Origin of the sequence: Gemmatimonas phototrophica (assembly GCF_000695095.2) — a bacterium.
Lineage (GTDB): Bacteria > Gemmatimonadota > Gemmatimonadetes > Gemmatimonadales > Gemmatimonadaceae > Gemmatimonas > Gemmatimonas phototrophica.
This window is the reverse complement of the sequence record NZ_CP011454.1, coordinates 386,924-409,855: the sequence shown is the minus strand read 5'-3', so window position 1 is coordinate 409,855 and position 22,932 is coordinate 386,924. Positions and strand designations below refer to the sequence as shown.

Genomic DNA, 22,932 nt, shown 5'->3' with positions numbered 1-22,932 from the left:
AGGGCGCCTTACGGCTTTGCCGACCGCCGCGGCAGCTCAAACAGCTGACGTCCCGGTGTGGCGTTGATCTGCCGCGGCTCGGGCGGCGGGGTCGCGCCTCGCGCCGCCATGGGCGTTAACCACGACGAGAGCCACCAGCGGAACTTAGTATCCTGATGCAGCGCCAGAAAGCGCGGCCCGCTGCCGGTCATCGCGGACGCGGTGAAGGGGAGCATGGCACTCTGCAGGTAGTCACCGCGCTCGTTGTAGTAGTCGAGGATACGCCCCTGCCGGTCAGACTCGATCCCCACCAGCACCACAAAGCCGCCATCCACAATGGCCGCGTCCACAATGAACGGCTGCAACACGTTGGCGCTATCGCGTGAGGCACCGGGGCTCATCTGATCGATAGTCATGGGGGCCGCGGCGCCTGGCGCGCGAAGTGGTGCGAGACGAGGAGGCACACCAGCCCCCGGCGCATCGGGCGCACTCACCACCAGCACCTCACGTTCGGTGAGGAGTAGACACCGACGCGCATCACCCGTGCCGAATCGCAGACGCGTCCCCGGTGTCCCGACAAAGCGGTGGCGCCCCTTGAGCACGTCGTCGGCGGCAATGGCCGTGAGTGTAAATGCCTCAAGGGTACGCCGCTCTCCCAGAACCCGAACGTGCAGCAGGGTAGCCGGCGACACCGTGCACAGCCGGCCACTCCCGCCGCGCAGCAATGGCAAGTCGCGGCGGAACATGAATCCGCCAATCGATTCGCGCATCAGGATGCTGCTGGCGCTATCGATGATATCGACCTGCCCGTCGTCAGTAACGCGCGACAGTTCCGTGGGCAAGACAATGTCGCGCGGCACCTGAGCGTTGAGCACCGAATCAATACGAGCCGGGCGCGTTGACAGCAGCATCCCCTTCCGGTTCAGCTCAAAGAGCGAGATGCGCGTGGGAGACGCCTGCAGCAGCGCCACCGTGGCCTGGCTGGCCCGGAAGACCCGGGGCTCCATGGTGCTGTCGGTGTACGACGTGATATCGGTGCGCCATTCCTCGCGCTTGGCCGGATACACCGTGCGCGCCGCGAGCGCCGCCCGGAGTGCCGGCGGTGCTTCGTCCGCCGCGTTCACGGTATCGTCGCACCCCTGCAGCCACACCGGCAACGCCAGCACCATCACGACACGCGCAATTATCCTCCGCACACGTTCCAGCGCACAACGGTCTCATCATTGCAGCGGTACGTGCAGAATCCACAGGTGCTGCCCCCCGTGTTGGTGCACGCACCGTAGCCGGGGACGCGGGCAAAGCGAGGGCATCCGCGCGATTGGGTTCCGGCCAACGACGGCACGAGCAACGCCAGCAGGGATACGGCGGTAAGCCGGACACGGCGGCTGCCGAGCGCCGCGCTCAGAGTGGATGAGATTTGCATCTCCGTGAACTACGGCAGCATCCACGACTCGGCAAGGGTGCGCGAGCCGTCTGAAACCGGCCTCGGCGCCCTCGCGTACGCCCTTCGGGCGTGTCCGCGCCCGTATTCGCCTCCGCTGGCCTCCCGCCGAGCCCGCCCATGCCCCAGCCCTCAGTCAGCCCCGCTCCCATCGCCGTCACCGTTGATGGTTCACCGGCCCGCCTGCAGGCGCTGCAGGAGCGGCGCGAGCTCATCTCTCAGCAGTATCAGAACACCATGCGAGAACGGGGTCGCGTGGGGCAGGAGCGCCTGAACGCGCAGGCCCGTGGCGAAGTGGGCATGGTGAAGGAATACGAAGCAACGGTGGAGCGATTGGGGGCCCGGCTCAAGACACTCGAGCAGTCGTTGCAGAACGCAGATCGGCAGATCGATGAGGCGATGAAGTTGCCCATGGGCATCGGGGACGCAGAGGCGCCACCGGCCTTCTTTGAAATGGCACCGCCCCCCTTCGACCCGGGCGATCTGTTGCAAGCGCAACGTGTGCAGTATTTCCGCCTCATGGCAATGGAAGCCGGTGGCTTTCTGCTATTGGGCGCGTTGCTCTGGCGCTTTGCTGTGGCGCGCGGCAAGCGGTTGGCCGAACAGCAGCGGCGCAATCACGCGCTGTCGGAGCGCAACGACGATCGGCTGGTGCAGGCGGTTGATGCCATTGCCATTGAAGTGGAGCGCCTGTCGGAAGGGCAGCGCTTCCTCAACAACATCATGGCCAACAGACGTCCAGAGCGCGATGTCCTTCCCGTCGTGCGGGCTACAACGCCAGCTGACGGGTCGCATATTACGCCGCACTAAGCTGATGACGGCAGGGCATCCCACGGGCGGCGCTTCGGGCGACGAGTAGCGCCGCCACGGCGCGATGCATCCCCGTTGTCCGGTTGGTCCAACTGCTCACCCGATCCAGCGTTCCATGACTCCCCTGCTTCTTCTCGTGTCGCTGTTCGCCGTGGCGGCACAGCCGCCCGCACGGGCGGCATCTGACTCGGTGCAGTCCCGCCTGCAGCAGCTCGCCGACAGTGTCATTGCCGCTCGGCCGCGCATGCCGGGGATCATCATTGCGGTGGAGCAGCAGGCCACCGGAAAGCGCTGGAGCGTCGCGGCCGGACTCGCCGATACCGCACGCAAGATCCGGCTCACACCGGACCAACCCGTCCGGCTGGCGAGCAACACCAAGACCTACACCGCGGCTGCACTGCTGCGGCTCGTGGAAACGGGACGGCTCTCGCTCAGCGACCCGTTATCGAAGCATCTGCCACCGGCGGTGGATTCCCTGCTTCGTCGTGATGGCTACGCAACGGATGTCATCACCATTGAGCAGGTGCTGAGTCATCGGGCCGGGTTCAATGAACATCCCGCAGTACCAAGCTATGTGGCGTCACTGCGCACCGATCCGCAGCATCGCTGGACGCCACGCGAGCAGCTGCAGTGGCTGGTGGACAGTCTGGCGCCGGTGGGGCCGCCGGGGGCGCAGTTCCGTTATTCCGATAGCGGCTATGTGCTGCTGGGCTTGATCGTGGAGCGATACAGCGGTCAGCCGCTCGGACCTGCCGTGCGCGCGCTGGTGCGTTTCGATCAGCTGGGACTGCGCCATACCTGGTGGGAAACGCTGGAGCCAACGCCGCCGGGCGTTTCAGATCGGGCGCACCAGTATCTCGGTGGCCTCGACGCCTACGGTATTGACCCGTCGTTCGACCTGTATGGTGGTGGCGGTATTGTGGCCACCATGGCCGATCTCGCGCACTTCCTCACCGCGCTCCTGAATGGCCAGGTGTTCGCGAACGGAGCGACGCTCGACACGATGCGGCGCCCGCGCAGTCCGGAGATGAACGGGTATGGCCTGGGCCTCTTCGGCGCAGTGGTGGGCGGTCAGACCGGGCGTGGCCACAGTGGCTTCTGGGGAACGACGGCGATGGTATTCCCGGAGGCGGGCATTACCATCGCGGTCTCAATCACCGATCAGAGCGAATCGCGTCAGACAAACGCGGTCATGGGGGCGGTGTTGCGGGTGTTGGGAGTGCCGCGGTAGCGCACCGCGCCCCCCACACGTTACCGCCGCAGCACCTTGCCCGGCAGCTTCCACGTTGGCTTCCCCTGCTCCGCCACCGCAACGCCGTTCACGAGCACCAGTTCAATCCCTTCGGCGTATTGATGCGGCGCGAAAAACGTCGCCGGGTCTCTGATGGTCTTGAGGTCCAGCACCACGACGTCGGCCACCATCCCTTCGCGCAACTGCCCGCGATCCTTGAGTCCCACAATCTGCGCCGGCAGGCTCGTCATGCTGCGAATCGCGCTCTCCACTGATATCACGCCGCGCTCCATGGCGTAGAGGCGGAGCTTGCGCGGAAAGGTGCCATAGAATCGCGCGTGGACATTGGGGCCGTCTTCCGGGAGGGCAATGCCGGCGTCGCTGGCCGTTGCCACCCAGGGTTGCGCGGCAAAGCGGTCCATATCGCCTTCGTCCATGGAGAAGCCGCGCATGCGGCCGCCACCGCGCTGTGAGGGGTTCCCCTCGAGCTGCAGCTGAATGGCCATCTCCACCGGCGACACGCCGCGTCGTGCCGCCAACTGTCCCACCGTCCGCCCAATGGCGGTGGTGTCGGGATACTCGAAGATCATCACGTTCTCCGGACCCCCTCGGCGCCTGATCTCGTGCGTCACATCGCGACGGAGCATCACGGCACGCGCACTGTCGGCCAGCGTCGCCCGCAGTGCCGCCGAGTAGTCTGTACGTGTCCCTTGCGGCGCCCGCGCGTCGGTGGGTGGCGTGATGGCCCACGCGGGGAGCAGCACCGTATTCCCGTCGGTTCCGCTGGTGTTGTAGCTGTACTGATCAGCCCAGACATCCACGCCGCGTGCCCGCGCGCGCTCAATCAACTGAATGATGGACTGACTCGTCCCGCGCCAATGCTCACCCTTGGCTTTGATGTGCGACGCCACAACGCGGGCACCCGTACGCTCACCAACATCGATGGTCTCCTGCACGGCATCCATGAGCGTGGGAGCACCCGGCGCGTCCTGACTGGGCCAGAACCACATGGGGTCCCCGCCCTCGGCGCGCTGGTGCGCGATGTACACGCCATCGAACGGCACGATCTCCTTGGCCAGCGCCACGACTTCGTCGGTCGTGCTCCACCGACCCGGCACGTACTCAAGTCCAGCCGACAAACCAATGGCCCCCTCACGCATAGCCTGTCGCACCAGCTCCTGCATCTTCACCACTTCGTCCGGACGCGCCGCTCGGCGGAAGTCATTCCCCATGACCCGGGCCCGCACCGTCCCGTGGCCAACCATCAGCAGGGCATTCGGACCAATGCCGTTCTGCTCCAGAAACTCGCGCTGATCCGCCACGGGCCACGGCGAGCGTCCATCATGGTTGACCACCACCGTGGTCACCCCTTGCGTGACGAGATTCGGGGCGGCGCGATACCGCGCATCCTTGTCCCGGAATCCCCCCTGAATGCTCGCGCCGTCATCGGCGTGCGAATGAATGTCAATGAACCCGGGGGCCACATGCTTGCCGGTCGCATCAACGATGCGCGTTGCGGTGGCTCCCCGTAGCCGGCCAACGGCGACGATCCGTCCATCCCGAATGCCCACATCGGCGGGAACGGCCGGATTCCCCGTCCCGTCAAAAACGCGACCGCCACGAATGAGCACGTCGAACCGTGGCGCCGCCGGTGCGGCGGATTGCGCGTGCGCCGTGAGTGGAAGGCCACCACACAACAGCGACGCCGTCAGCAGTGGCACGACGGATGATAAACGCACCATGAAACACATGCTCCGCAGAAGGGATCTGCCGAGTATGCGTCTCGCGCCCGAGGAACACCAGCGGCGCGTGTCAGTAGCGATCAAAGATCTGCTGCAACCCCGCACGGTCGGTGGTACGCGTCAGCGCGAGCATGAGCAACACGCGGGCCTTATGCGGGGGGAGATCGCGGGCCAGGATGCGCGGCAGCCCACTGTGCGGTGCACCAACGATGCGGCCGCCGGGTACACGAGACGCAACGACGACTGGAATCCCGGCTGCGCCAGCCATGCGCACCGCGGCCTGGCCGCCCCCACTCAGACGACCACCGGCAAAGCTGGTGAACACGATGCCCCGCGGACGTCGCTCGATGGCGGCGCGCATCACCGTCGAGTCGAACCCGGCATAGTCCGTCAGGATCTCCACGGCGGGGAGCGTCTCAAGGCGCGTGACATCAAACTCCGACGTGGTCGTGTGGGGCTGCACGGTGCGTCGGAAAAAGACCACGCTATCCGGGTCAGCGGCGCCGAGGAAGCCACGCTCGGGTGAGCGAAACGTATCCACGCGACGGTTGTCCGTCTTCCACACATCCCGCGCCGCGCTGATGTCCTCGTTGAGCACCACCAGCACGCCTTGCCCCTTCGCCGATTCGCTCACGGCCACCCGCACGCCATTCAGGATGTTGGCCGGACCGTCGGCCGACACCTCATCTCCCCCGCGCATCGATCCCACCACCACGACGGGGCGTGCATCGCGCACAGTGAGGTTGAGGAAGAAGGCGGTCTCCTCCATGGTATCCGTTCCGTGCGTCACCACCACACCACGCAGTCGCGGCGCCGAGGCGAGCTCGGCGTTGATGCGCTTCACAAGCCGGAGCCAGTCCGGCGGCGTCATTTGTGACGACGGCACGCGGAACACCTCGTCCACGCGAACAGACGCGACCGTCGCGAGCGCCGGAATACCGCGAACGAGCGACGCGCCATCGGTCATCGGGCCAGTCGCGCGGCTGGCAATCGTCCCCCCGGTGGTCAGGACCAGCACATCACCTTGAGTGGTCGCCTGAGCGCACACGGGCCGTGCCACGCCGGCCAGCGCGAGGAGCAACGCGAGTGCAGTGGCGGAGTGTCGCAGAGGATTCATCTCGTCCTTCGGGAGAGTGCGTGATACCGTGGAATGCGGAGGCGCCAGAAGCGGATAGGCAACGAAATATGCGCGCCGCACACGCCCCGGGGCGCGGGACGCGCGCCATGCCTCATTGCCGGTGCTCGCCACGGAGGGGAGCGAGGCATATACTCAACGTGCCGCAATTGCCTGTCCTACATGACGCTTACACAGTGCCTCCCCGGAGTCGAAATGCCGAGTCAGGAAGCATGGCTGGTCGCAATGCCGCAGGGGGCCCGATGGCTCAGACGTCCAATGGCGTGGTTGCGGCCAGGCGGGGCCCGCGATGGTGGCGAGGCCTATCAGCTCCGCTTCCTCGCCGGCGCCATCACTCTCGCCACCGTTGTGTCGGCGCTGGCGGTGACAGCGGCCGCGGGAGCGGGGCAATGGCATGGCGTCGCGCTGACGGGTGGGTATTTGGCCCTCATTCTGGCGCAGGCGCTTGCCGTACGGCTGGGCGCGCCCATCCGCGTGGTGGCGTTCACGATTATTGCAACGGTCGGTCTGTTGTTCGCGGCATCGGCGCTGGTACCAAGTGAAAACCAGGCGGGACAGCTTTATTGGTTCCTGCTCGTGCCGCTGGCGGCGCGTGCCTTTGCCGTGCCGCGTCATGACACGGTTGCCGAGTCTCAGTCGTGGCGAACCGGGTTCATAGCCGGTGGTGCCGCACTGCTGGCCGTCGTCGCGATTGTCGCGTACCTCTCGACCAGGTCGGGAATCAGTGTGAACGGTTCGCGTCCGATGTCCTATGGTGTGGGCATCGATGTCGCACTCTTCCTCATGAGCGCGCTCGGCCTGCTCTACGTGCACGACCTCTCGGTGCGTGAGACGACCGCTGAGCTGCGCCGGCTGCAAGCGCTGCTGTCCATGTGCGCGTGGTGTCGCAAGATCAAGAGCGACGGGGAGTGGGTAGGGCTTGAGCAGTACATGGCACAGCGAAAGGACATCTCGCTGACGCACGGTATGTGTCCGACATGCTACGAGGGGCAGTTGGGAGGCGAGTGAAGGGGGTGCTCCAGGGACCGTTGACGATGGCCCCGGACCACGTGTCATCTATCGTTCCGGCTGTTCAGACATGGCTCGCGAATCGATTCAGAATCGCCTGCCAACCTTGGCGCTGCTGCTCTGCGGCGTGCTCATTCTCCGCATCGAAGGTCTGCCGGACGGTCACCCCGCCACTCCCTGGGGCGAACTCCACACGCACGACGCGCTCGTCACCAAGCGTGTACTCGAGCAACTCGCGTTCCACGATCCGTGTGTATTGGCCTTCGAAGTCGAACCCCATCGAGCCATCACGGGCCTCCATGCGGTAAGAGAACGTTCCACCAACGCGCAGATCGTTGACAGCGGTCGGGCAGCACCACTCCTCTGAAGCCGCATTCCACTGCGTGATTCGATCGGGCGTGATCCAGGCGTTCCACACAGCATCAATAGGCGCAGCGACCGTCACTTCGATCGTGATCTTCACGTGGGGCATCTCCTTCGAAAGCTGAGCGTGGTTTCTGGTTGGCCGAACGCGGGGCGCGAAGGCGGTGATGCTGAACGGTAAGCGGCAAGCGAGCAGCGACAAGCTGAGCGCGGCGAGGCACCAATGATCGCGTGCCCTCTCCAGCGCACGTGTGCCACCGGACATGCCACGCTATAGGCGCCCTGAGCGCATGGCTTCCTCAACCCAGGCACCGTACTCCGCCTGCATGCAGGTGCCACAGGGTCGGTAGCCGGCTGCGATGGCCGTCGCCTCGTCTGCGAAGAAGACCCGATGCTTCGCATATCCCGTGGGGAGCGAGCCGATCGCGCTCCGGCAATCGAGGTGCCCATAGATCTTCAGCCGGCGGTTCCCGCCGAGTGTGCCCGGTACTGCACTGAGCACCTCCTGTCCGTCTGGGCCAACCAGCTTGTAGAGTTTTTCGGTCATGACCCAAAGATGAGACGGTGCGTGGTAGCTGTCTATCGCGACCTTCAGTCGCGACCATTACCGCCTCGCACTGGGCGATGATCTTCCACGTGTCTTCACGAATGGCCAGATACAGATCACACGGCTCGCGAACAGGAAGCGTAATCATTCGACGTCTCCGGTAGCCGGCGTCTCCGCATGTGGCCTTGCGCCCCACGCTCACCCATCGGCTTCGCGTCCTCGTTCGCCGGCCCGCTGTGCCTGCAGCGGATCCGGCGCCGGCGGAAGCGGCGGTTGATCGGGCCGCCACCACGCATCTGGAGCGGCCGGTGCCGGCTGCTCCTCCCCGACGTTCGCGGCCATGATCTCGGCGAAGATGAAGTTCTCCGACGGAACCGGCGCGCCCGCGAGCCGACGGAGGAGCGCCAGTTGGCCAGCGTGGGTCATCGTATCGGCGAGGGGGCCATGCAGGAACTGTGCATCGCTGATCCGCGCCGCCAGTGCCGGATCGCCAAAATCATCGCGCAAGGCCGCGAGGGTCTCGTGAAACCGCGCCACCTCTGCCGCCAGCGATTCCAGTCGCGGTGGGGCGAAGTCGCCCCCGTGCAGCATGGTGCGGGCATAGCCAATCACGCCGGTCATGTGCCAGACCAGCTCATGCGGTGTGCGCACATGAGTCCCGGCTCGGAAGTCGGCGAAATCGACTGGCGCGTCGCGCAGCGCCTTCTGTGTTCGGTAGGCGATGGCGGCGAGGAAGTGTTGCAGGAGCTGACGGGATTCTGGCATAGCGGAATCGATGGTGGTGTAGCGAACGCTCGTGTTAGTCCGCACCAATCATGAGCGCACGCGAACGAGCTTGCGACACGACCACGGTTCACCGCCACCGATCGAAAGGGTGTCGCCGCGAATCCAATAATTGCGAGGTTGGTCGGTGCCGATGTAGCTCGGAATCGTGCCACCCCTGACACGATGCACGACGGTGGAGTCGGACGTAATCGTGTAGGTGCCGAAATAGCCAAAGTACCAGGACAGCAACTCCGCCATACCGCCGAGCGGAATGGAGTCCCGCATAAACGCACCGGATGGTGCGGCCCGCATCGCCTGGATCGAGAGGTTGCCCGCAGGATCGTAGATGAAGAATCCGATCGGTCGTCGACCAAGTGGGTAGGTCGTATCGCCCGGCGTATCGACGTTGCAAAACTCCATAACGCGCCACGTCCCAACCAGCCGTGGAACAGGCTGCTGGGCCGCCAACGTCGCAGCAGAAAGGCAGAGCGCCAGGAATGTGATCGTCGATGCGATCTTCAATGCGTTCTTCAATGGTTGCTTCCTTGTTGTCAGTGAGAACACTCGGTTGGTCTAACGCAAAGTTCTGCCTCGGGGTCTCTCAACAATGCGGCAGACGAACGGAGTGAGCCAGCCGCACTCCCTAGTCAGCCCCGTCGGCAGCAGCGATCCGTTCGGCACGGCGTGAGTGGTCTGTTTCGCCGACGCTCTTATCGGCTGACGGCCGCGAGGGTCCCTTGATCAGCTGGAGCAGGAGAACCAAGGAGTACATGATGAGCGCCCCGCCGACGAAAGCGTACCACGTGCTGGCCGCGTGATGATCTCGAAGGTACCGAAGGAGCGGGACGTAGGCGCAGATGAAGACGACGCCGACTCGGATGCGTTCCACCCAATCGACGTCAGAGCCCTCACCTCTTGAGGCAAGCGCGTGAAGGCCCGATGCTACACCACCGAACAGCGCACCCATTGCCATCGGCACGGCAAACGTACTGACCACCGCAGTGGCTGCAGCGGCGTGCGCCGCGTGGACCACTGACCAGCCGCCGAGTGTAAGCGAGCCGCCGCATACCAAGCGTGGCGACGGTCTCACGGCGCGTGGGCCGAGGCGTTAGGCCCCGACCGCAGCAAACGCTTGTGAGGCGGAGGTGACTTCATCAGCGTGAGACCATCCGGATAGTCATTGCTGTGCCGCTTGTTCCGGCAGCCCTTCGACCACGTACGCACGCCATTTCGTGCCCTTGTCGCGGGCACTGACCAGAGCCTTGTACTGCGTCGAGTTCTCGAATGCTAAGGCCTCTTCAAGGCTCGGGTATTTCAAGATTCCGATCCACTTGGGCGGCTCACCGGTCAGGGGTACACCCTTGGCGTGGCGAGCCAAGAACACACGGGTTGTCGGGAGCGACTCTACGCCCTTGATGTATGCCTGGAACGCGTCACGATCCGTAATCTCGTATTCCACAACCAAATAGGCTGGCGGCTTTGCGGTCGCAGCCATGGCGAGTTTGACGCTGACTGCGCCCGCAAAGATCCCGATCGAAGCCGCAGCCGCTACTTGCCTCCAACCTTTCATGGGCCATTCCTGCGTTGATCGTGAGATGTGAGTGCATCGCGGCCGCCGCCTAATGCTCGCGTTAGACCAACTCCGGCAGAAATCTTCGCCGGTCGTCACTGAGGACGAGTAGCGCGCGAGGGCACGGTCGCGATCGCGGCGTCAATCCATTTCGTTGCGATCTGCTCATAGCTCCGCCATGCCTCCCACACGGACTGCGCCCACTCGCGGACGCGCACAACGTGCTCTTCCGACTCGCCAGCTTCGTGGACGTGGAGGATCGTAAGTGTACCACGGCGTAGTGCACTCGGATGGTCTGGACGCGGCATGGTCTTCGGCCCATTGAGCCACGCCTGCACCGCGTGATTCACTTCCGGCGCGTCGCGGCGCTCCAGCGCCGCATAGATGCCCGTGAGATGCGCCGCGAACGACTTCGCAGAACGCATGTAGTCCGACGGGTGCTGGAGCGAGTATGCATCGACCATGAGGCGCTGCGCGCGCGCGTACCGGTCGTCATCGAACTCGCGCGCGAGGCACTCGTCGAACCGCTGCTGGCACCCCAGCCGTTGGCCCACGACGGGCGCGCCGCACTCCGGACAGTGCTCATCAGGTGACATGGCACGAGAGACAGAGGAAGGTAGTTGGTCTAACGATTGCGTTTTGCGGCAAACGCCCACACCGCAGCAAGCGGGGCGTTCGCTCCGTCACCTGAGGCTACAGCGAGCGCCCCGCGGTCGCTACACCGAGTTTCGCAGCGTTTGACTGCAGCGACGCATGGTTAGGTCGCACCGTCGCGCGTGAGATCCCGGCCGGCGCGCCACTCGCGCTGCAAGATGGCACACTCCACCACGTCCTCGAACGTGTCGCCTTTCCGAAAGCGCTCACGATGCAGGCCTTCGCGCAGCATGCCGACCTTCGCGAGGACACGCCCCGACGCCGGATTGCGGGGCAAGTACGAGGCCTGCAAGCGATTGAGGTGGAGGTCCTCGAACGCGAACCGTAGGAGCGCCGTGACCGCCTCGGTCGCCAGCCCCCTGCCCCAGTAGGGCTGCCCAATCCAATAGCCAAGTTCCCCGCGTCCGTGCGACCGCGTCAGTTGGAGGCTCACCGTACCACGCAGGGCATCGTCGACGGTGGTGATGGCGAACGTGACCGCCGTCCCGGCCTCCCACGCCGCGCGATGCGTCGCGATCCACGCCTCGGCCATGCCGTCCGCGTAGGGATGCGGAATGTTGAGCGTCGTCTCCGCGACCGCGGCGGCGCCCGCGAGCCGCTGCACCTCGGACGCATCCGCGGGCTGATAGGGGCGCAGGATCAAGCGCGGTGTGTACAGTGAAGGCTGGTTCATGCGGGCGTCGAGGTGGGACCGGCAGGAGGGCAGCGCGTGCGCAGGAACGCCAGCGCGTCGACAAAGAGGGGATGGCAACTCGGGGTTGGCGCCTCGGCGAGCGGATGCCACCAGAACGCGAAGCGGTGGCCGCCGTCATCGGCGGTGACTTGGGTCCACGTGTCCGGCAACCCTCGCGCGACCGACATCTCGCAAAAAAGCCAGACCTGATCCGGCGGCCCTTGCTCCCACGTGCCGAGATCCCGACGGTACATCGCCTGGACGAGACCAGACTCCTCCGCCAATTCACGCACCGCCGCAGCAGCCACGGACTCACCCGCCTCGACGGTGCCTTTCACGAGCTGCGTGCCCGCCTGCGGATGCTCAACGACCAACACTTCGGTCCGATCGCCGTGCTGACGCCGCACAATGGGAACGACTTTCAAGATTCTCATCGGCGGGGAATGATCGAGCCTGTAGGTGCGACCTAACGCCCCAGCGTTCAGCTGCGGCGGCGTTTCCATACGTTACGGCCAGCGAGCGCCGCGAGCAAGGACTCACTCCGAACACGCCGCCGTCAGCTGCAACGGTCCGTTAGGCAGACGACGCCGTTGAATTTGCGTGCGGGGCGAAGCGACCTGCGCGAAGCGGTGGGAATACTAGCCGCGGCACAAGGAGGCTGAGCGCGATGGCGGCATGAATCACTCCTCCGAATCTGACTAGCGCCCAGCCCTTGTATCCGAACGGCTCATCCATCACGCCATACGCCACCATCCCTGTGAGCGCCCCAGGCATCGCCAACAAGAGCGAACTGACCACCACACCGCGCTGCGTAAACTCGAGCCACCCGAGTCGGTGACCAAGTCGCACCCAGAGGAGCAGCACTGGCAGGTAGGGCAACGCGAAGAAGAGCACGGCCATGATTGAGGCCATTACTCCTGTATACACTACCGCCAGGAGTAAACTGCTGAATGTTTCGCTTGGCGGGAGCGTGTTTAGCGCTACAGGCAACAAGACGGCACCGACGGCGAATATAAATGGGCCGACGACGGCGGCTGATACAAGCCATCCGACTCCCAGCAGAAGCCAGTGACGTACCACCGGTACGCCGCGAGCTCGCAGGAGCCACAAAATTGGCGCGAGGACAAGCCCCAGCGCCCCGGCGATGAGCCATGCAACCACAGCCGGCAAATCATTCATGTACTCTCCTGATTCTGCCTAGCGCCCAGCGTTCTGCTGCAGCGCATCAAGCAGAATGCGGTCGGACGGGCGACGTGCGCCAGCACGGCGCCCGCCAGCCGCGCTCCGAAGTGCGCTACAACAGCAATGCAACGTGAGGCGACGACCGGTCGCGACGCGTAGCTGGCATGCTAGCACGCCGCATCGTCATACACGAGCACCCGTTCGGAATCGAAGTACCATCTACGATTTCTGAGACTGAACTGGTACTCCTGATCCTCGGCCCACGCACAAATCGGCGGGTCCGGAGGGTCCAGTTTGCCCCACCGAAGCACACGAACTACTGCCTTTCCTTGGGCGCGGCTGATGCCCGTAACACGAACCCCTGCTGAAGCACGGGAAGTCGCTGAGTCGGCAGGTGGGCTAAGCAATGCTATGGCAACTGCCGAGTCACGAGCTGACACATTTGCGACAACCTGAATCGCGTCGGCGAGGGCTCGGCGAAATTCTCGGTCGGCAATTGGTGTGGCAGAGGAGTAACACCCCAACAACAAAGACGTGAGCGCGAACATCCATGTACGCCGTAGCGTCCCATCGATCGAGTGCGAGTTGAATGTCATATCACCATTTGGCTTCGCCCGAAGGTGGGTGCGATTGCCTAACGCTGGGTTGTGCTGCGGGCACTCGAATAGGATGCGGCGGCGCAGCCGCCGCTTCCCTACCGTGACCGTCAGTCACCAACCGTGGTTAGGTGGGGCCGCGCGAATGTCCGCTGTTCACTTCACGTTTTCCGACGCTTGGCGAAGCGCCGTCGCGCGCGCGCGACAAGCGCTGGCGCGCGCTGACCCACCCTCGCGGTCCCAAGACTCCGCCTCCGCGTCCAACAATTGCACCCACAACGCAACACGCTCGGGACTCGCGATCAGCCGCACCGCGCTCTCAGCATCGAGCCGCTCAAGCATCGCGCTGTCTCGCCCGAACAGCGTTGCCGCGGTCGCCGCAATCTCGGCGCGGACGGCGGCGCCGGTCGAGGTGCCGCCTAGGAGCATTTCGCGTATCCGGGCAAGGGCTCGCCCTAGCTGCTGGATCATGCGGAGGAGATAGTCATCCTGCTCTGAGTTTCGCGAGCGCACCAATCAACCGTCCGGTGAGTGAGAGCCGATTGCCGCAACCTAACGCCTATTAGCCTGCAGGAAACTCTTGCAAGGCGGACGTTATGCAGCGTTTCTCTGCAGCATAACAGAAATCACGTGCGCCGCTCGCACCGCAGTAACTGACTGCAAGAACATCATTTACCGCGTCCCACGGACACCTGAGCGCCGCCGTTATCTTGCGGCGCCTGCAGCATAAACGGATTTCGCGCCGAGAGTCCCGGCAGCCCTACTGGGCCGCCGGAGCTGCCTCCGCTACCGGCTCCGCCGCGCCACCCTCAACCGCCGCGAGCTCGGCCGCGACCGCCTCAGCCGCCACCGCCGCCGGAACGGGAGCCGCGCCCACCGCCCCCTCCACCACCGGCAACGTCACCCCCGCCTTGGCCGCCCGCTTCTCCAAGGTCTCGCGGTCCGCCAGCCCCCGGATCAGCGCGTCAGCCTCCCGGTTCTGCAAATACTTCCCCTTCTCCCAACCGTCCACGATCCCCTTCGGGGTCCCGTAGATCAGCTCCGCGAACTGGGCCAGCGTCAACCCCAGCGACTCCCGCAGCTGCTTTATCGCCTTGGGAATCAACAGGTTATGCTCGGCGCGGATCAGCTCCGTCGCCGCCTTTTCGGCCGCGTCCCGCTGCTCGATGGTGCGATTTTCATGTCCGCACTTCTCGCACCGGTAAAACTCGCGCGTTACCTCCGCCGCCATACCACTGAGACGCATGGTCACCGTCTCGGTCTGGAGCGCATAACGCCCCCCGCAACCGCGGTGCAGCGAACCGTCGAGCGTCGAAAGACTCATCTCGGGAGAATGTGGGTCGATACTACCACCAAGGGACATCCGGTCCGCACCTCGCGCCGTGCCCCGCCCTGCATCTGGATCGTCTGAAGCTCGTCAGGACCGCCGTGTCCGCGCCACCCCTTGCATCACGCCGCACCTCGCTTTCTCCATGTCTGACTTCGCGCTTGTTCGCCAGCCCGTCTTTGGTGGTACCGGTTCGCTCATCGGATACGACATCCGATTCCATGATGCCGACGGGCCGGGGTCCTTCGCGCAGAGCTTCCTCAGCGGCACCTTCGACATCGTGCGCAACCGCCTGCCGGCCTTCGTGGCCAGCACGCGCGAGCAGCTCCTGGCCGATGCCTTTCTGGTCGCCGAGCCGGGGTCGGTGGTCATCCTGCTCCCCTCGTCGCTCACCCCAGACGACGAGGTGAACGAAGCGATCGCCCGCGCGATCGCCGCCGGGTTCGCGCTGGCACTGGATGAGGTGGGGGTCACCCCCTCAAGCGCCGAAGCGTTCCTCCCCCACGTGGCGTGGGCCCGCATCGATTCCCGCAGTGGCGACCCGGCCACCATCAACGCCATCTGCGACCGCATCACCCGCGGACTCGGCAAGGCCGGCCCGCGTCTTGTGGCGTCGCACGTGGAAGACCTTGCCCAGTATGAGGCCACCCTCGAACGCGGCTTCGACGGCTTCCAGGGCACCTTCTTCAGCCGCCCCGAACCCCTCCCCGCCGCCGACATGCCACAGAGCACCGTGGCGGCCATGCGGCTCATGGGGCTCGCCCGCGACCAGAAGATCAGCGATCGCCAGCTCGAAGACGTGATCGCCACCGACCCGGTCCTCACCTTCCAGCTGCTCCGCCTCGTCAACTCCGCCGCCCTCGGCGGGCGCGGTGTGGCCTCCATTGGACAGGCGCTGCGCCTCATTGGCCGCAATGCCTTCCTGCGCTGGCTGGCCGTGGCTGTCGCCGCCGCCCGCAAGAGCAAGACGGGCGTGGATCAGGAGCTGGTGCGTCAGGCCGTCGAACGCGGTCGCCTCTGCGAACAGCTCGCTGGCGGTGGACGCGACTCGGGGACGCTCTTCCTGGTAGGTCTCTTCTCACTGCTCGACGCGGTGTTCCGTATGCCGCTCCCGGAAATCCTCGAGCGCGTCGTGCTCAGCACCGAAGCCACCGAAGCGCTCATCGATCGCACCGGCCCCTACGCCGACGCGATCAACTTCGCCGAGTCGTACGAGCTGGGACTGTTTGAGAACGCGTCGGAGATTGCCAAGGAGATGGGCATCGACCCGAACAAGCTGGGCGAGTTCTATACCAACGCCATCGTCTGGACGGCGGAGGCCCTCGGTGCCGCGCTGGAGAGCCAAGAGGCAGCGCCATCGCGCAAGGCCAGCTGAGCAGTACCGCCTCAAGGCGATGCCGGCGCGTTCAGCGCTTCCGCATCACCTTGAGGCCACGGTTGAACACCATGGCCCCGGTCACGATCCCCACGCGCGTGACCATGAAGAGCTGTCCCTTGTGGGCGCTCTTTCGCTCAGGGCGCCAGGTGAGACTCAACGCACTCGCCGCCACCACGGCGCCCAGCAGCGGCACATTGGGGCGGCGCTCGCCGGCGCGGTTCTGCGCCACGAACGTGCTGCTCAGACCGCAGCGTGTTGCCGCACCAAACCGCGCGACAAACGGTCGGCCCGAACGCGCGCCCTCACAAGCCGGCGTCACCGAGCGCCAGTGCGTCGCGTGCTCGAGCCCCAGCCGCAGCACTTCCTCGCTCACGCCAAAGCCCAGCTGATCGCCCAGCCGGTTGGCATAGCCTTGCCAGGTGCGGTCCCACCCCTCGGGCACACCCATCGCCTGCGTCCAGGTGGCCGAACTCACCATCCCGAGCGCCAGGGCCCGGTAGCGTACGGCCAACGGCTCGGCCGCGATCTCCGCCTTGCGTGCGTCAACGGCGACGGTGTCCTGCCCCTGCGCCGCGGCAGGCGATAGACAAGCCGCCGCCAGGAACACCAGCGCCACCACCCCCCAGCGGGCCCTCACCGCGCCGTCGCCGGTGGCAACATCTGCGGGGTTTGCGCCGGCGCGCTGAACTTCTGCGGCGCCCCGGCCGTGAGCGCCAGACGCACCCGTTCGGCCTGCGCCGCCGTCACCTCAAAGAGCACGGCAATCATGTTCGCCGACCGGATGGCCTCGAAAGGCGCCGTGGGCCACTGGCCGATGCTGTCGCGCGGCGGCGTAAGCCGCAGCTTGTCCAGCGACGCGGTCGCCCGGGCGCCGGCCAGTGAGTCGGGAAAGAAGTACGCCACCAGCTTGGCGGTCTTGCCAATCTTGTACCGCGTCCCCGGCAAATCGACGTGCGTCACCCGCAGGGTGTCGAGCACCTTGATCATCATTCCCGACTTGTTGATGCGATCCTCGAGATGACAGGCGCGCCACAAGCCGTCACGCGGACAGAGGGAATCGCTGGGCGTTGCCGGACGCGGCACCGGCGTGCTGTACGTTACCGGGGCCTTGGCCGCCGGTTCGGGGGCGTCGGCGCAAGCGCACAGTACCGCAGCCGCGCCTGACAGGAAAAACGGAAGAAGTCGGGGCACCCTCCCAGAGTAGCATCCCGCCGGACCCGGAGCCACACCCGATCCGCCGCCGCGACGCCCACCGGACAGCCCTCACCATCTTTGGTCTTTGTACGGGACATATCACAATATTGCTCATCCGTACCACACTCCGTGCACATTTTGCACGAAATGGGGCGCAGTCGCGCGGATCCCGGTTGGAAACACCGGCTGAATTGGCAATATTTCTGCGCCTGAAGCAAAAAACCCGCGACACCAGACGCCAGGGTCTCCTGCGCCAGAGGTCGCCTGAACTCCTTATCCGCCCCGTCCATGGCCAACACCAACAATCCTCGCGCAATCGCCATGCGCGAGATCTCGCACCGTGCGCCGCGCCACACCTCGCGCCCCGAGGAGAACGGCGTCCAGCTCCCCACGAGCGCCTGGTTCGGCATGAACACCTTCGGCATTCGCCAGATGCGCGCGAAGCTGCCCAAGGATGTCTATAAGAAGCTCGCGGCCTCCATCCGCCTGGGCAAAAAGCTCGACTCCGACATTGCGCCCGTCGTGGCGCAGGTCATCAAGGAGTGGGCCATGTCGCGTGGCGTCACCCACTTCACGCACTGGTTCCAGCCGCAGACGGGGCTCACCGCCGAAAAGCATGATGCCTTCCTGAACTTCGACGAAAACGGCCACGCCATCGAGACGTTCACTGGCGAACAGCTCATTCAGTCGGAGCCGGACGCCTCGTCGTTCCCGTCGGGCGGCCTGCGCGCCACGTGGGAAGCGCGCGGCTACACCGCGTGGAACCCGGCCTCGCCGGTGTTCATCAGCGAAACGGGAGGGGTGAAGTACCTTTGCATCCCGTCGGTGTTCATTGGCTACAACGGCGAAGCGCTCGACGAAATGACGCCGCTGCTGCGCAGCTGCGACACGCTCTCCACGCGCGCCACCGAACTGTTGGGTCTCATTGGTGACAGCGGCGTGCTGCGCGTCATCACCACGCTCGGTGTGGAGCAGGAATTCTTCATGATCGACCGCGGCCACTTTGCGCTGCGCCCCGACCTCGTGATGGCCGGCCGCACCCTCGTGGGGTCGCCGCCGCCGCGTGGTCAGCAGCTCGAAGACCACTACTTCGGTGGCATCCCCGAGCGCGTGCAGGCGTGCATCAGCGAAGTGGAGCATGAGCTCTACAAGCTTGGCGTGCCCATCACCACGCGGCACAACGAAGTGGCGCCGTCGCAGTTCGAAATGGCGCCGTACTTCGAAGACTCCGAAGTGGCCGTCGATCACAACCACCTCACCATGGCCACGCTGCGCAAGGTGGCGTTGCGCCACGGCCTGCAGGCGCTGGTGCACGAGAAGCCGTTTGCCGGCATCAACGGCTCGGGCAAGCACTGCAACTGGTCCATGGCCATTGTGGCCGACAACGCGCTCGACGGCACCAACCTGCTCAAGCCCGGCAAGACGCCGCACCAGAACTTGCGTTTCCTGCTGTTCCTGGCGGCCGTGCTGAAGGGTGTGCACAAGCATGCCGGCCTGCTGCGCGCCGGTATTGCCGTCACGGGCAACGAACATCGCCTCGGCGCCAACGAAGCGCCGCCGGCCATCATCTCCGCCTTCCTGGGCTCCGGGCTCACGCAGGTGGTCGAAGACATTGCCGCGGGCAAGACGTCGGGCAACAGCGCCGAGCAGGCCATGCTCAAGCTCGGCGTGGCCAAGCTCCCCGAAGTGGAGCAGGACAACACCGACCGCAATCGCACGTCGCCGTTCGCGTTCACCGGTGCCAAGTTCGAGTTCCGTGCCGTGGGCGCGTCGCAGAGCATCGCGTTCCCGGTCATGCTGCTGCAGGCCGCCGTGGCGGAAGCCATTGGCGACCTGATCGACCAGCTCAAGAAGGCCATCGCGACCGCCGACAGCACCGACGACGCGGTGCTCGCCGTAGTCGCCAAGGCCTTCAAGGAAACGGCTGCCGTTCGCTTCGAAGGCAACAACTACTCCGACGAATGGGTAGTGGAAGCCAACAAGCGTGGTCTGCTCAACCTGCGTCGCACGCCGGAAGCGCTCGCGCAGCTGCGCACCGACGGTGCGAAGGCGCTCTTCCAGAACACCGGCATTCTTTCCGATGTCGAGCTGGAGAGCCGCTACCACGTGCGCCTCGAGCGCTACGTGAAGGACATCCTCATCGAGCTGCACACGCTGCAGCAGATCGTGGATACGCAGGTGTTGCCGGCGTCGTACGTGTACATGGGACAGCTGGCCGGCGCCGCCGGGCAGGGCGCCGCCGCGGGCATCAACATGCAGCCCATTGTCGATGCCGCCAACGCCACGTCCAAGCTCATCGCCACGTTGCAGAAGAAGCGCGCTGAGCTGGCCAAGGTGACCGCCAAGGCCGAGCATCTGCACGATGACCTCGCTGCACAGGGCGTGTATCTCACCACGACGGCGTGCGACACCATGGCCGAAGTGCGTGAAGCCAGCGATGCACTGGAACTCGCCATTGCCGACGAGCAGTGGCCGCTGCCGCGCTACCGCGAAATGCTCTTCCCGGTCTAAGGCAACAGACAAAACGGCCCCGCGGTCTCACGACCGCGGGGCCGTTTTGCATTTTATGGGACTGAGACGGTGAGATCTGCGAATCCAGAGATTGCGATGGATATCGAATGTGAGAATGTCGTGATGACAGCGACATTGCGAAATCCGAGCACTTCGTCCGCGCCGCCGTGCCCCCCACCGACGCCGCTGGAACAGCGGCCGTCCCGCAGTTACCCCAAGCCAGTGCGAGATACATCCGTGCGGAGGTAACTACTCGGACCTCTCACCGTCGTGGTTGTCTCGACACTCTCACATTCGATAGCCATCGCATCGTCTGGCATCACGTCTCCCACTTCACCGTCCCGCTTTGCCCATCGCAGCTCTGCGTACCAAAAACTTGCCCTTGGTCTGCTCCCGCTGCATGCTCTCTGCGTGGAATGTCTGTCCACCTTTGCCGGGAGTCGGTGTGGGCACCATGGATTATGGCGCCGTTGTGGCCGGAGTGGTGGGCCAGTGGGAGGGGGTGACCGTCTCACCGCACCGCTTTGGTGGGGTGGAGTTCCGGGTGAGTCGTCGGGAAATTGGCCACGTGCACGTTGGCGGCGTTGCCGATCTGCTGGTCTCCGTCCGCCTGCGCCGTGACCTCGTGGCAGCCGGACGCGCACAGCCGCACCACACCCTGCCACATTCCGGGTGGATCAGCTATCGCCTGCGCAGCGAACACGATCTGCCCGCCGCCATCGCGCTGTTCCGACTCAACTACGACCGGCTGCGCGGCATCAGCGTACGCAGTATCAGCACGCCAATGATAGGCCGGCCGCTCATGCTGGGCGATCGCGTCGCCGACGACATGCCCGCCTGACCATCCCTCTCGAGGGGTCAGCTCGTGCTGCCACCCTCAAGCATCACCGACTCCTTCTGCTTGGCGGCCATGAGCTGCGTCACGAAGCGTTGCCCTTCACTGATGCGCTCCACTTCCACCGCCACGGCATCAATCGCCTGCTCCATCCGCTCCATGCGACGGGTGGCCTCGAGCATTTCGGGGGTCAGCTTGGGCTGTCGGGCGCGAATCATCATCATGCGCGCCGCCGCCACCGCCAGCGGCATCAGCACCGTCACCGTCCCGACAATCGAAATACCTGTCAGCTGCGACGAAGAAAACGGACCGTAACGCTCCGTTGGTGCCACGGCCTCCTCACGCGCCAGTTCACCAGGGGCGCTCGCCAGTGCTCGCCCATTCGCCGCGATATCACGCTCCAGCTGCGCAATGCGCTCATCGAGCACGCCAAGGCGCTGCTGCAGTCCCGGACGCGTGAACTCGTTGGCCTTTTCGAGCTCCTGCACCACATCTTCGCGCCGATCCGTCGCACTCTCGATCTGCCGCGACAGCTCCGACCGTTTGGCGCGCAAGGCATCGACGTCCGCCTTGGTCGTTGGGCGGGCCAGCGGAATGGATTGCCCCGTCCCCACATCGACCGCCGTTGGCAGCCCGGTGACCGGGACGTCTACAGTAGTTGGAGTAGGGGGCGTGGGTGGCGTGGGAGGCTGGATCAGAGGCATACTGCAATGTACGCGGGTTTTGTCCCCCCGGTTACACTTTGGCCCCGACGCACGGCATGACCAGTCTCCTGGGCACCCCCGATTTTCCGGCACTCGATACGCTCGCTCCGTTCGAAGCCGTTGCCGCCATGGCCCCGCAGGTGATCGCCTGGCGTCGCCACCTGCATCAGCACCCGGAAGTCGCGTTCCATGAGGTGAACACCTCCCAGTTCATCGCGGACACGCTCAACGCCATTGGCGGCCTCGAGGTCTCCCACCCCACCCGCACCAGCGTTGTGGCGGAACTGCGCGGGGCCCTCCCGGGGCGCACCATTGCCGTGCGCGCCGACATCGATGCGCTCCCCATCCACGAAGAGAACGACGTCGCCTACCGCAGCAACACCGACGGCGCGATGCACGCCTGTGGACACGATGGCCACACCGCCATCGTACTCGGCCTGGCCACCGTCCTCGCCGCCCAGGCCCACGCGTTGCCCGGCACGGTCCGCTTCATCTTTCAGCACGCCGAAGAGCTCTCCCCCGGCGGCGCGGAAGAACTGGTCCAGCACGGCGTCATGGATGGGGTGGCGCAGGTCATCGGCCTGCATCTCTGGGCTCCCATGCCCTTCGGCCGCATCGGGATTCTCACCGGTCCGGCCATGGCGGCCCCCGACAACTTTCAGTGCACCATTGTGGGCAAAGGCGGACACGCCGCCATACCGCACGAATGCGTGGACCCCATCGCCATTGGGGCGCAAATCGTCACCGCCCTGCAGCAGGTGGTGACGCGCACGGTGGATCCGCTTGATCCGGTGGTCCTGTCCGTCACGCAGTTCATTGCCGGCACCACCTTCAACGTCATTCCGGGCAGCGCCTATCTCGCCGGCACCGTGCGCACTTTCAACCCCGACGTGCGACGCGCCATCCCGGCGCAGATGGAACGGGTGATCACGGGCATTGCCGAGGCCTTTGGGGCGACCGTGGAGTTCCACTACGAAATGGGCTATCGCCCGGTCGTGAACGACCCCGTGCTGTGCACCCGGCTCATGCAGGTGGTCGAACGGACCTTCGGTCCTGACATGCTCGTGGACATGCGCCCCACCATGGGTGGGGAAGATTTCTCCGCCTATCAGCAGCGGGCCCCCGGCGTGTTTGCCTTTGTCGGCGCCGGGAACGCCGACGCCGGCATCAGCTATCCCCACCATCATCCGCGCTTCCAGATCGATGAGCGGGCGCTGGATGTAGGGCTGCGGTATCTCACCGCCGCCACGCTCGATCTGCTCACCGCCGGCGAGTAAGCTGACCATC

General features: G+C 65.2%; 25 protein-coding genes. 7 read left to right on the top strand and 18 right to left on the bottom strand.

From position 1 onward, the window contains the following. Window positions 1-8: 8 nt before the first annotated feature. Together GEMMAAP_RS01840 and GEMMAAP_RS20225 are read right to left on the bottom strand one after the other, a co-directional pair. Window positions 9-1,148, bottom strand: coding sequence for a hypothetical protein (locus tag GEMMAAP_RS01840; protein WP_026849196.1), 1,140 nt, complete (start codon window positions 1,146-1,148; stop codon window positions 9-11). Between the two features lie 14 nt (window positions 1,149-1,162). Further along, a complete protein-coding gene (locus GEMMAAP_RS20225) occupies window positions 1,163-1,402 on the bottom strand; it encodes a hypothetical protein (protein WP_145978950.1) in 240 nt (79 codons plus the stop codon). A 138-nt stretch (window positions 1,403-1,540) separates the two neighbouring features. On the opposite strand from GEMMAAP_RS20225, the gene GEMMAAP_RS01835 reads away from it, so the two are divergent. Together GEMMAAP_RS01835 and GEMMAAP_RS01830 are read left to right on the top strand one after the other, a co-directional pair. After that, window positions 1,541-2,230, top strand: a complete 690-nt coding sequence (locus GEMMAAP_RS01835; protein WP_026849195.1) for a hypothetical protein — start codon at window positions 1,541-1,543, stop codon at window positions 2,228-2,230. 115 nt (window positions 2,231-2,345) lie between these two features. Continuing rightward, window positions 2,346-3,461, top strand: a complete 1,116-nt coding sequence (locus GEMMAAP_RS01830; RefSeq protein ID WP_053333935.1) for a serine hydrolase domain-containing protein — start codon at window positions 2,346-2,348, stop codon at window positions 3,459-3,461. 20 nt (window positions 3,462-3,481) lie between these two features. On the opposite strand, the gene GEMMAAP_RS01825 is transcribed toward GEMMAAP_RS01830, so the two are convergent. Both GEMMAAP_RS01825 and GEMMAAP_RS01820 read right to left on the bottom strand, forming a co-directional pair. Continuing rightward, complete coding sequence (locus GEMMAAP_RS01825; RefSeq protein ID WP_043580150.1) at window positions 3,482-5,203, bottom strand: N-acyl-D-amino-acid deacylase family protein; 1,722 nt, start codon at window positions 5,201-5,203, stop codon at window positions 3,482-3,484. 70 nt (window positions 5,204-5,273) lie between these two features. Then, window positions 5,274-6,320, bottom strand: a complete 1,047-nt coding sequence (locus GEMMAAP_RS01820; protein WP_075071384.1) for an asparaginase — start codon at window positions 6,318-6,320, stop codon at window positions 5,274-5,276. Window positions 6,321-6,596: 276 nt separating this feature from the next. On the opposite strand from GEMMAAP_RS01820, the gene GEMMAAP_RS01815 reads away from it, so the two are divergent. Next, window positions 6,597-7,346 (top strand): hypothetical protein, encoded by a 750-nt coding sequence (locus tag GEMMAAP_RS01815; protein ID WP_026849192.1) that lies wholly within the window; start codon window positions 6,597-6,599, stop codon window positions 7,344-7,346. 64 nt (window positions 7,347-7,410) lie between these two features. Here the strand turns inward: GEMMAAP_RS01815 and GEMMAAP_RS01810 are convergent, their stop codons facing one another. From GEMMAAP_RS01810 to GEMMAAP_RS20220, 11 genes are all read right to left on the bottom strand, one after another. Next, window positions 7,411-7,818 carry an SRPBCC family protein gene (locus GEMMAAP_RS01810; RefSeq protein ID WP_343125109.1) on the bottom strand — a complete coding sequence of 136 codons (408 nt, stop codon included), beginning with the start codon at window positions 7,816-7,818 and terminating at the stop codon, window positions 7,411-7,413. Window positions 7,819-7,980: 162 nt separating this feature from the next. Further along, window positions 7,981-8,256 carry an Ada metal-binding domain-containing protein gene (locus tag GEMMAAP_RS01805; protein ID WP_026849190.1) on the bottom strand — a complete coding sequence of 92 codons (276 nt, stop codon included), beginning with the start codon at window positions 8,254-8,256 and terminating at the stop codon, window positions 7,981-7,983. A 198-nt stretch (window positions 8,257-8,454) separates the two neighbouring features. Then, window positions 8,455-9,021 (bottom strand): DinB family protein, encoded by a 567-nt coding sequence (locus tag GEMMAAP_RS01800; RefSeq protein WP_026849189.1) that lies wholly within the window; start codon window positions 9,019-9,021, stop codon window positions 8,455-8,457. Window positions 9,022-9,069: 48 nt separating this feature from the next. Next, window positions 9,070-9,585, bottom strand: coding sequence for a lipocalin-like domain-containing protein (locus GEMMAAP_RS01795; RefSeq protein ID WP_145978949.1), 516 nt, complete (start codon window positions 9,583-9,585; stop codon window positions 9,070-9,072). Between the two features lie 613 nt (window positions 9,586-10,198). After that, window positions 10,199-10,516 carry a DUF1330 domain-containing protein gene (locus GEMMAAP_RS01785; RefSeq protein WP_158514688.1) on the bottom strand — a complete coding sequence of 106 codons (318 nt, stop codon included), beginning with the start codon at window positions 10,514-10,516 and terminating at the stop codon, window positions 10,199-10,201. A gap of 170 nt (window positions 10,517-10,686) precedes the next feature. After that, window positions 10,687-11,187, bottom strand: a complete 501-nt coding sequence (locus GEMMAAP_RS01780) for a DUF5946 family protein (protein WP_026849185.1) — start codon at window positions 11,185-11,187, stop codon at window positions 10,687-10,689. A 161-nt stretch (window positions 11,188-11,348) separates the two neighbouring features. After that, window positions 11,349-11,918, bottom strand: coding sequence for a GNAT family N-acetyltransferase (locus GEMMAAP_RS01775; protein WP_043580148.1), 570 nt, complete (start codon window positions 11,916-11,918; stop codon window positions 11,349-11,351). Next, window positions 11,915-12,352 (bottom strand): NUDIX hydrolase, encoded by a 438-nt coding sequence (locus tag GEMMAAP_RS01770; RefSeq protein WP_053333933.1) that lies wholly within the window; start codon window positions 12,350-12,352, stop codon window positions 11,915-11,917. The genes GEMMAAP_RS01775 and GEMMAAP_RS01770 overlap by 4 nt, the downstream gene beginning before the upstream one ends. A 139-nt stretch (window positions 12,353-12,491) precedes the next feature. Continuing rightward, on the bottom strand, window positions 12,492-12,830 hold the full coding sequence (locus GEMMAAP_RS01765) for a hypothetical protein (RefSeq protein WP_026849184.1): 339 nt from the start codon (window positions 12,828-12,830) through the stop codon (window positions 12,492-12,494). Between the two features lie 1,022 nt (window positions 12,831-13,852). Then, a complete protein-coding gene (locus tag GEMMAAP_RS01760; RefSeq protein WP_043580147.1) occupies window positions 13,853-14,167 on the bottom strand; it encodes a hypothetical protein in 315 nt (104 codons plus the stop codon). A gap of 289 nt (window positions 14,168-14,456) precedes the next feature. Continuing rightward, window positions 14,457-15,020, bottom strand: coding sequence for a type II TA system antitoxin MqsA family protein (locus GEMMAAP_RS20220; RefSeq protein ID WP_026849182.1), 564 nt, complete (start codon window positions 15,018-15,020; stop codon window positions 14,457-14,459). A 148-nt stretch (window positions 15,021-15,168) separates the two neighbouring features. Between GEMMAAP_RS20220 and GEMMAAP_RS01750 the strand changes: the two genes are divergently transcribed. Continuing rightward, window positions 15,169-16,398 carry an EAL and HDOD domain-containing protein gene (locus GEMMAAP_RS01750; RefSeq protein ID WP_026849181.1) on the top strand — a complete coding sequence of 410 codons (1,230 nt, stop codon included), beginning with the start codon at window positions 15,169-15,171 and terminating at the stop codon, window positions 16,396-16,398. Window positions 16,399-16,429: 31 nt separating this feature from the next. On the opposite strand, the gene GEMMAAP_RS01745 is transcribed toward GEMMAAP_RS01750, so the two are convergent. Both GEMMAAP_RS01745 and GEMMAAP_RS01740 read right to left on the bottom strand, forming a co-directional pair. Beyond that, window positions 16,430-17,038 (bottom strand): hypothetical protein, encoded by a 609-nt coding sequence (locus tag GEMMAAP_RS01745; protein WP_145978947.1) that lies wholly within the window; start codon window positions 17,036-17,038, stop codon window positions 16,430-16,432. Continuing rightward, complete coding sequence (locus tag GEMMAAP_RS01740; RefSeq protein ID WP_145978946.1) at window positions 17,035-17,592, bottom strand: hypothetical protein; 558 nt, start codon at window positions 17,590-17,592, stop codon at window positions 17,035-17,037. Before GEMMAAP_RS01740 ends, GEMMAAP_RS01745 begins: the two co-directional genes overlap by 4 nt. A 291-nt stretch (window positions 17,593-17,883) precedes the next feature. Here GEMMAAP_RS01740 and GEMMAAP_RS01735 point away from each other — a divergent pair, with 291 nt between their 5' ends. Further along, window positions 17,884-20,106: a glutamine synthetase III family protein gene (locus GEMMAAP_RS01735; protein WP_026849178.1), complete on the top strand. Its 2,223-nt coding sequence runs from the start codon at window positions 17,884-17,886 to the stop codon at window positions 20,104-20,106. Window positions 20,107-20,506: 400 nt separating this feature from the next. Continuing rightward, complete coding sequence (locus tag GEMMAAP_RS01730; RefSeq protein WP_202969180.1) at window positions 20,507-20,947, top strand: luciferase domain-containing protein; 441 nt, start codon at window positions 20,507-20,509, stop codon at window positions 20,945-20,947. 17 nt (window positions 20,948-20,964) lie between these two features. On the opposite strand, the gene GEMMAAP_RS01725 is transcribed toward GEMMAAP_RS01730, so the two are convergent. Continuing rightward, window positions 20,965-21,645, bottom strand: coding sequence for a hypothetical protein (locus GEMMAAP_RS01725; protein WP_145978945.1), 681 nt, complete (start codon window positions 21,643-21,645; stop codon window positions 20,965-20,967). A gap of 128 nt (window positions 21,646-21,773) precedes the next feature. Between GEMMAAP_RS01725 and GEMMAAP_RS01720 the strand changes: the two genes are divergently transcribed. Further along, window positions 21,774-22,922 (top strand): amidohydrolase, encoded by a 1,149-nt coding sequence (locus GEMMAAP_RS01720; RefSeq protein ID WP_043580441.1) that lies wholly within the window; start codon window positions 21,774-21,776, stop codon window positions 22,920-22,922. The last annotated feature ends 10 nt before the right edge of the window (window positions 22,923-22,932 follow it).

Excerpts from the sequence above, each read along its gene's own strand:
- GEMMAAP_RS01840 (WP_026849196.1), bottom strand. The coding sequence starts at position 1,148 with ATGGTGCTGGCGTTGCCGGTGTGGCTGCAGGGGTGCGACGATACCGTG.
- GEMMAAP_RS20225 (WP_145978950.1), bottom strand. The coding sequence starts at position 1,402 with ATGCAAATCTCATCCACTCTGAGCGCGGCGCTCGGCAGCCGCCGTGTC.
- GEMMAAP_RS01835 (WP_026849195.1), top strand. The coding sequence starts at position 1,541 with ATGCCCCAGCCCTCAGTCAGCCCCGCTCCCATCGCCGTCACCGTTGAT.
- GEMMAAP_RS01830 (WP_053333935.1), top strand. The coding sequence starts at position 2,346 with ATGACTCCCCTGCTTCTTCTCGTGTCGCTGTTCGCCGTGGCGGCACAG.
- GEMMAAP_RS01825 (WP_043580150.1), bottom strand. The coding sequence starts at position 5,203 with ATGGTGCGTTTATCATCCGTCGTGCCACTGCTGACGGCGTCGCTGTTG.
- GEMMAAP_RS01820 (WP_075071384.1), bottom strand. The coding sequence starts at position 6,320 with ATGAATCCTCTGCGACACTCCGCCACTGCACTCGCGTTGCTCCTCGCG.
- GEMMAAP_RS01815 (WP_026849192.1), top strand. The coding sequence starts at position 6,597 with ATGGCGTGGTTGCGGCCAGGCGGGGCCCGCGATGGTGGCGAGGCCTAT.
- GEMMAAP_RS01810 (WP_343125109.1), bottom strand. The coding sequence starts at position 7,818 with ATGCCCCACGTGAAGATCACGATCGAAGTGACGGTCGCTGCGCCTATT.
- GEMMAAP_RS01805 (WP_026849190.1), bottom strand. The coding sequence starts at position 8,256 with ATGACCGAAAAACTCTACAAGCTGGTTGGCCCAGACGGACAGGAGGTG.
- GEMMAAP_RS01800 (WP_026849189.1), bottom strand. The coding sequence starts at position 9,021 with ATGCCAGAATCCCGTCAGCTCCTGCAACACTTCCTCGCCGCCATCGCC.
- GEMMAAP_RS01785 (WP_158514688.1), bottom strand. The coding sequence starts at position 10,516 with ATGGCTGCGACCGCAAAGCCGCCAGCCTATTTGGTTGTGGAATACGAG.
- GEMMAAP_RS01780 (WP_026849185.1), bottom strand. The coding sequence starts at position 11,187 with ATGTCACCTGATGAGCACTGTCCGGAGTGCGGCGCGCCCGTCGTGGGC.
- GEMMAAP_RS01775 (WP_043580148.1), bottom strand. The coding sequence starts at position 11,918 with ATGAACCAGCCTTCACTGTACACACCGCGCTTGATCCTGCGCCCCTAT.
- GEMMAAP_RS01770 (WP_053333933.1), bottom strand. The coding sequence starts at position 12,352 with ATGAGAATCTTGAAAGTCGTTCCCATTGTGCGGCGTCAGCACGGCGAT.
- GEMMAAP_RS01765 (WP_026849184.1), bottom strand. The coding sequence starts at position 12,830 with ATGGCCTCAATCATGGCCGTGCTCTTCTTCGCGTTGCCCTACCTGCCA.
- GEMMAAP_RS01760 (WP_043580147.1), bottom strand. The coding sequence starts at position 14,167 with ATGATCCAGCAGCTAGGGCGAGCCCTTGCCCGGATACGCGAAATGCTC.
- GEMMAAP_RS20220 (WP_026849182.1), bottom strand. The coding sequence starts at position 15,020 with ATGAGTCTTTCGACGCTCGACGGTTCGCTGCACCGCGGTTGCGGGGGG.
- GEMMAAP_RS01750 (WP_026849181.1), top strand. The coding sequence starts at position 15,169 with ATGTCTGACTTCGCGCTTGTTCGCCAGCCCGTCTTTGGTGGTACCGGT.
- GEMMAAP_RS01735 (WP_026849178.1), top strand. The coding sequence starts at position 17,884 with ATGGCCAACACCAACAATCCTCGCGCAATCGCCATGCGCGAGATCTCG.
- GEMMAAP_RS01730 (WP_202969180.1), top strand. The coding sequence starts at position 20,507 with ATGCTCTCTGCGTGGAATGTCTGTCCACCTTTGCCGGGAGTCGGTGTG.
- GEMMAAP_RS01725 (WP_145978945.1), bottom strand. The coding sequence starts at position 21,645 with ATGCCTCTGATCCAGCCTCCCACGCCACCCACGCCCCCTACTCCAACT.
- GEMMAAP_RS01720 (WP_043580441.1), top strand. The coding sequence starts at position 21,774 with ATGGCCCCGCAGGTGATCGCCTGGCGTCGCCACCTGCATCAGCACCCG.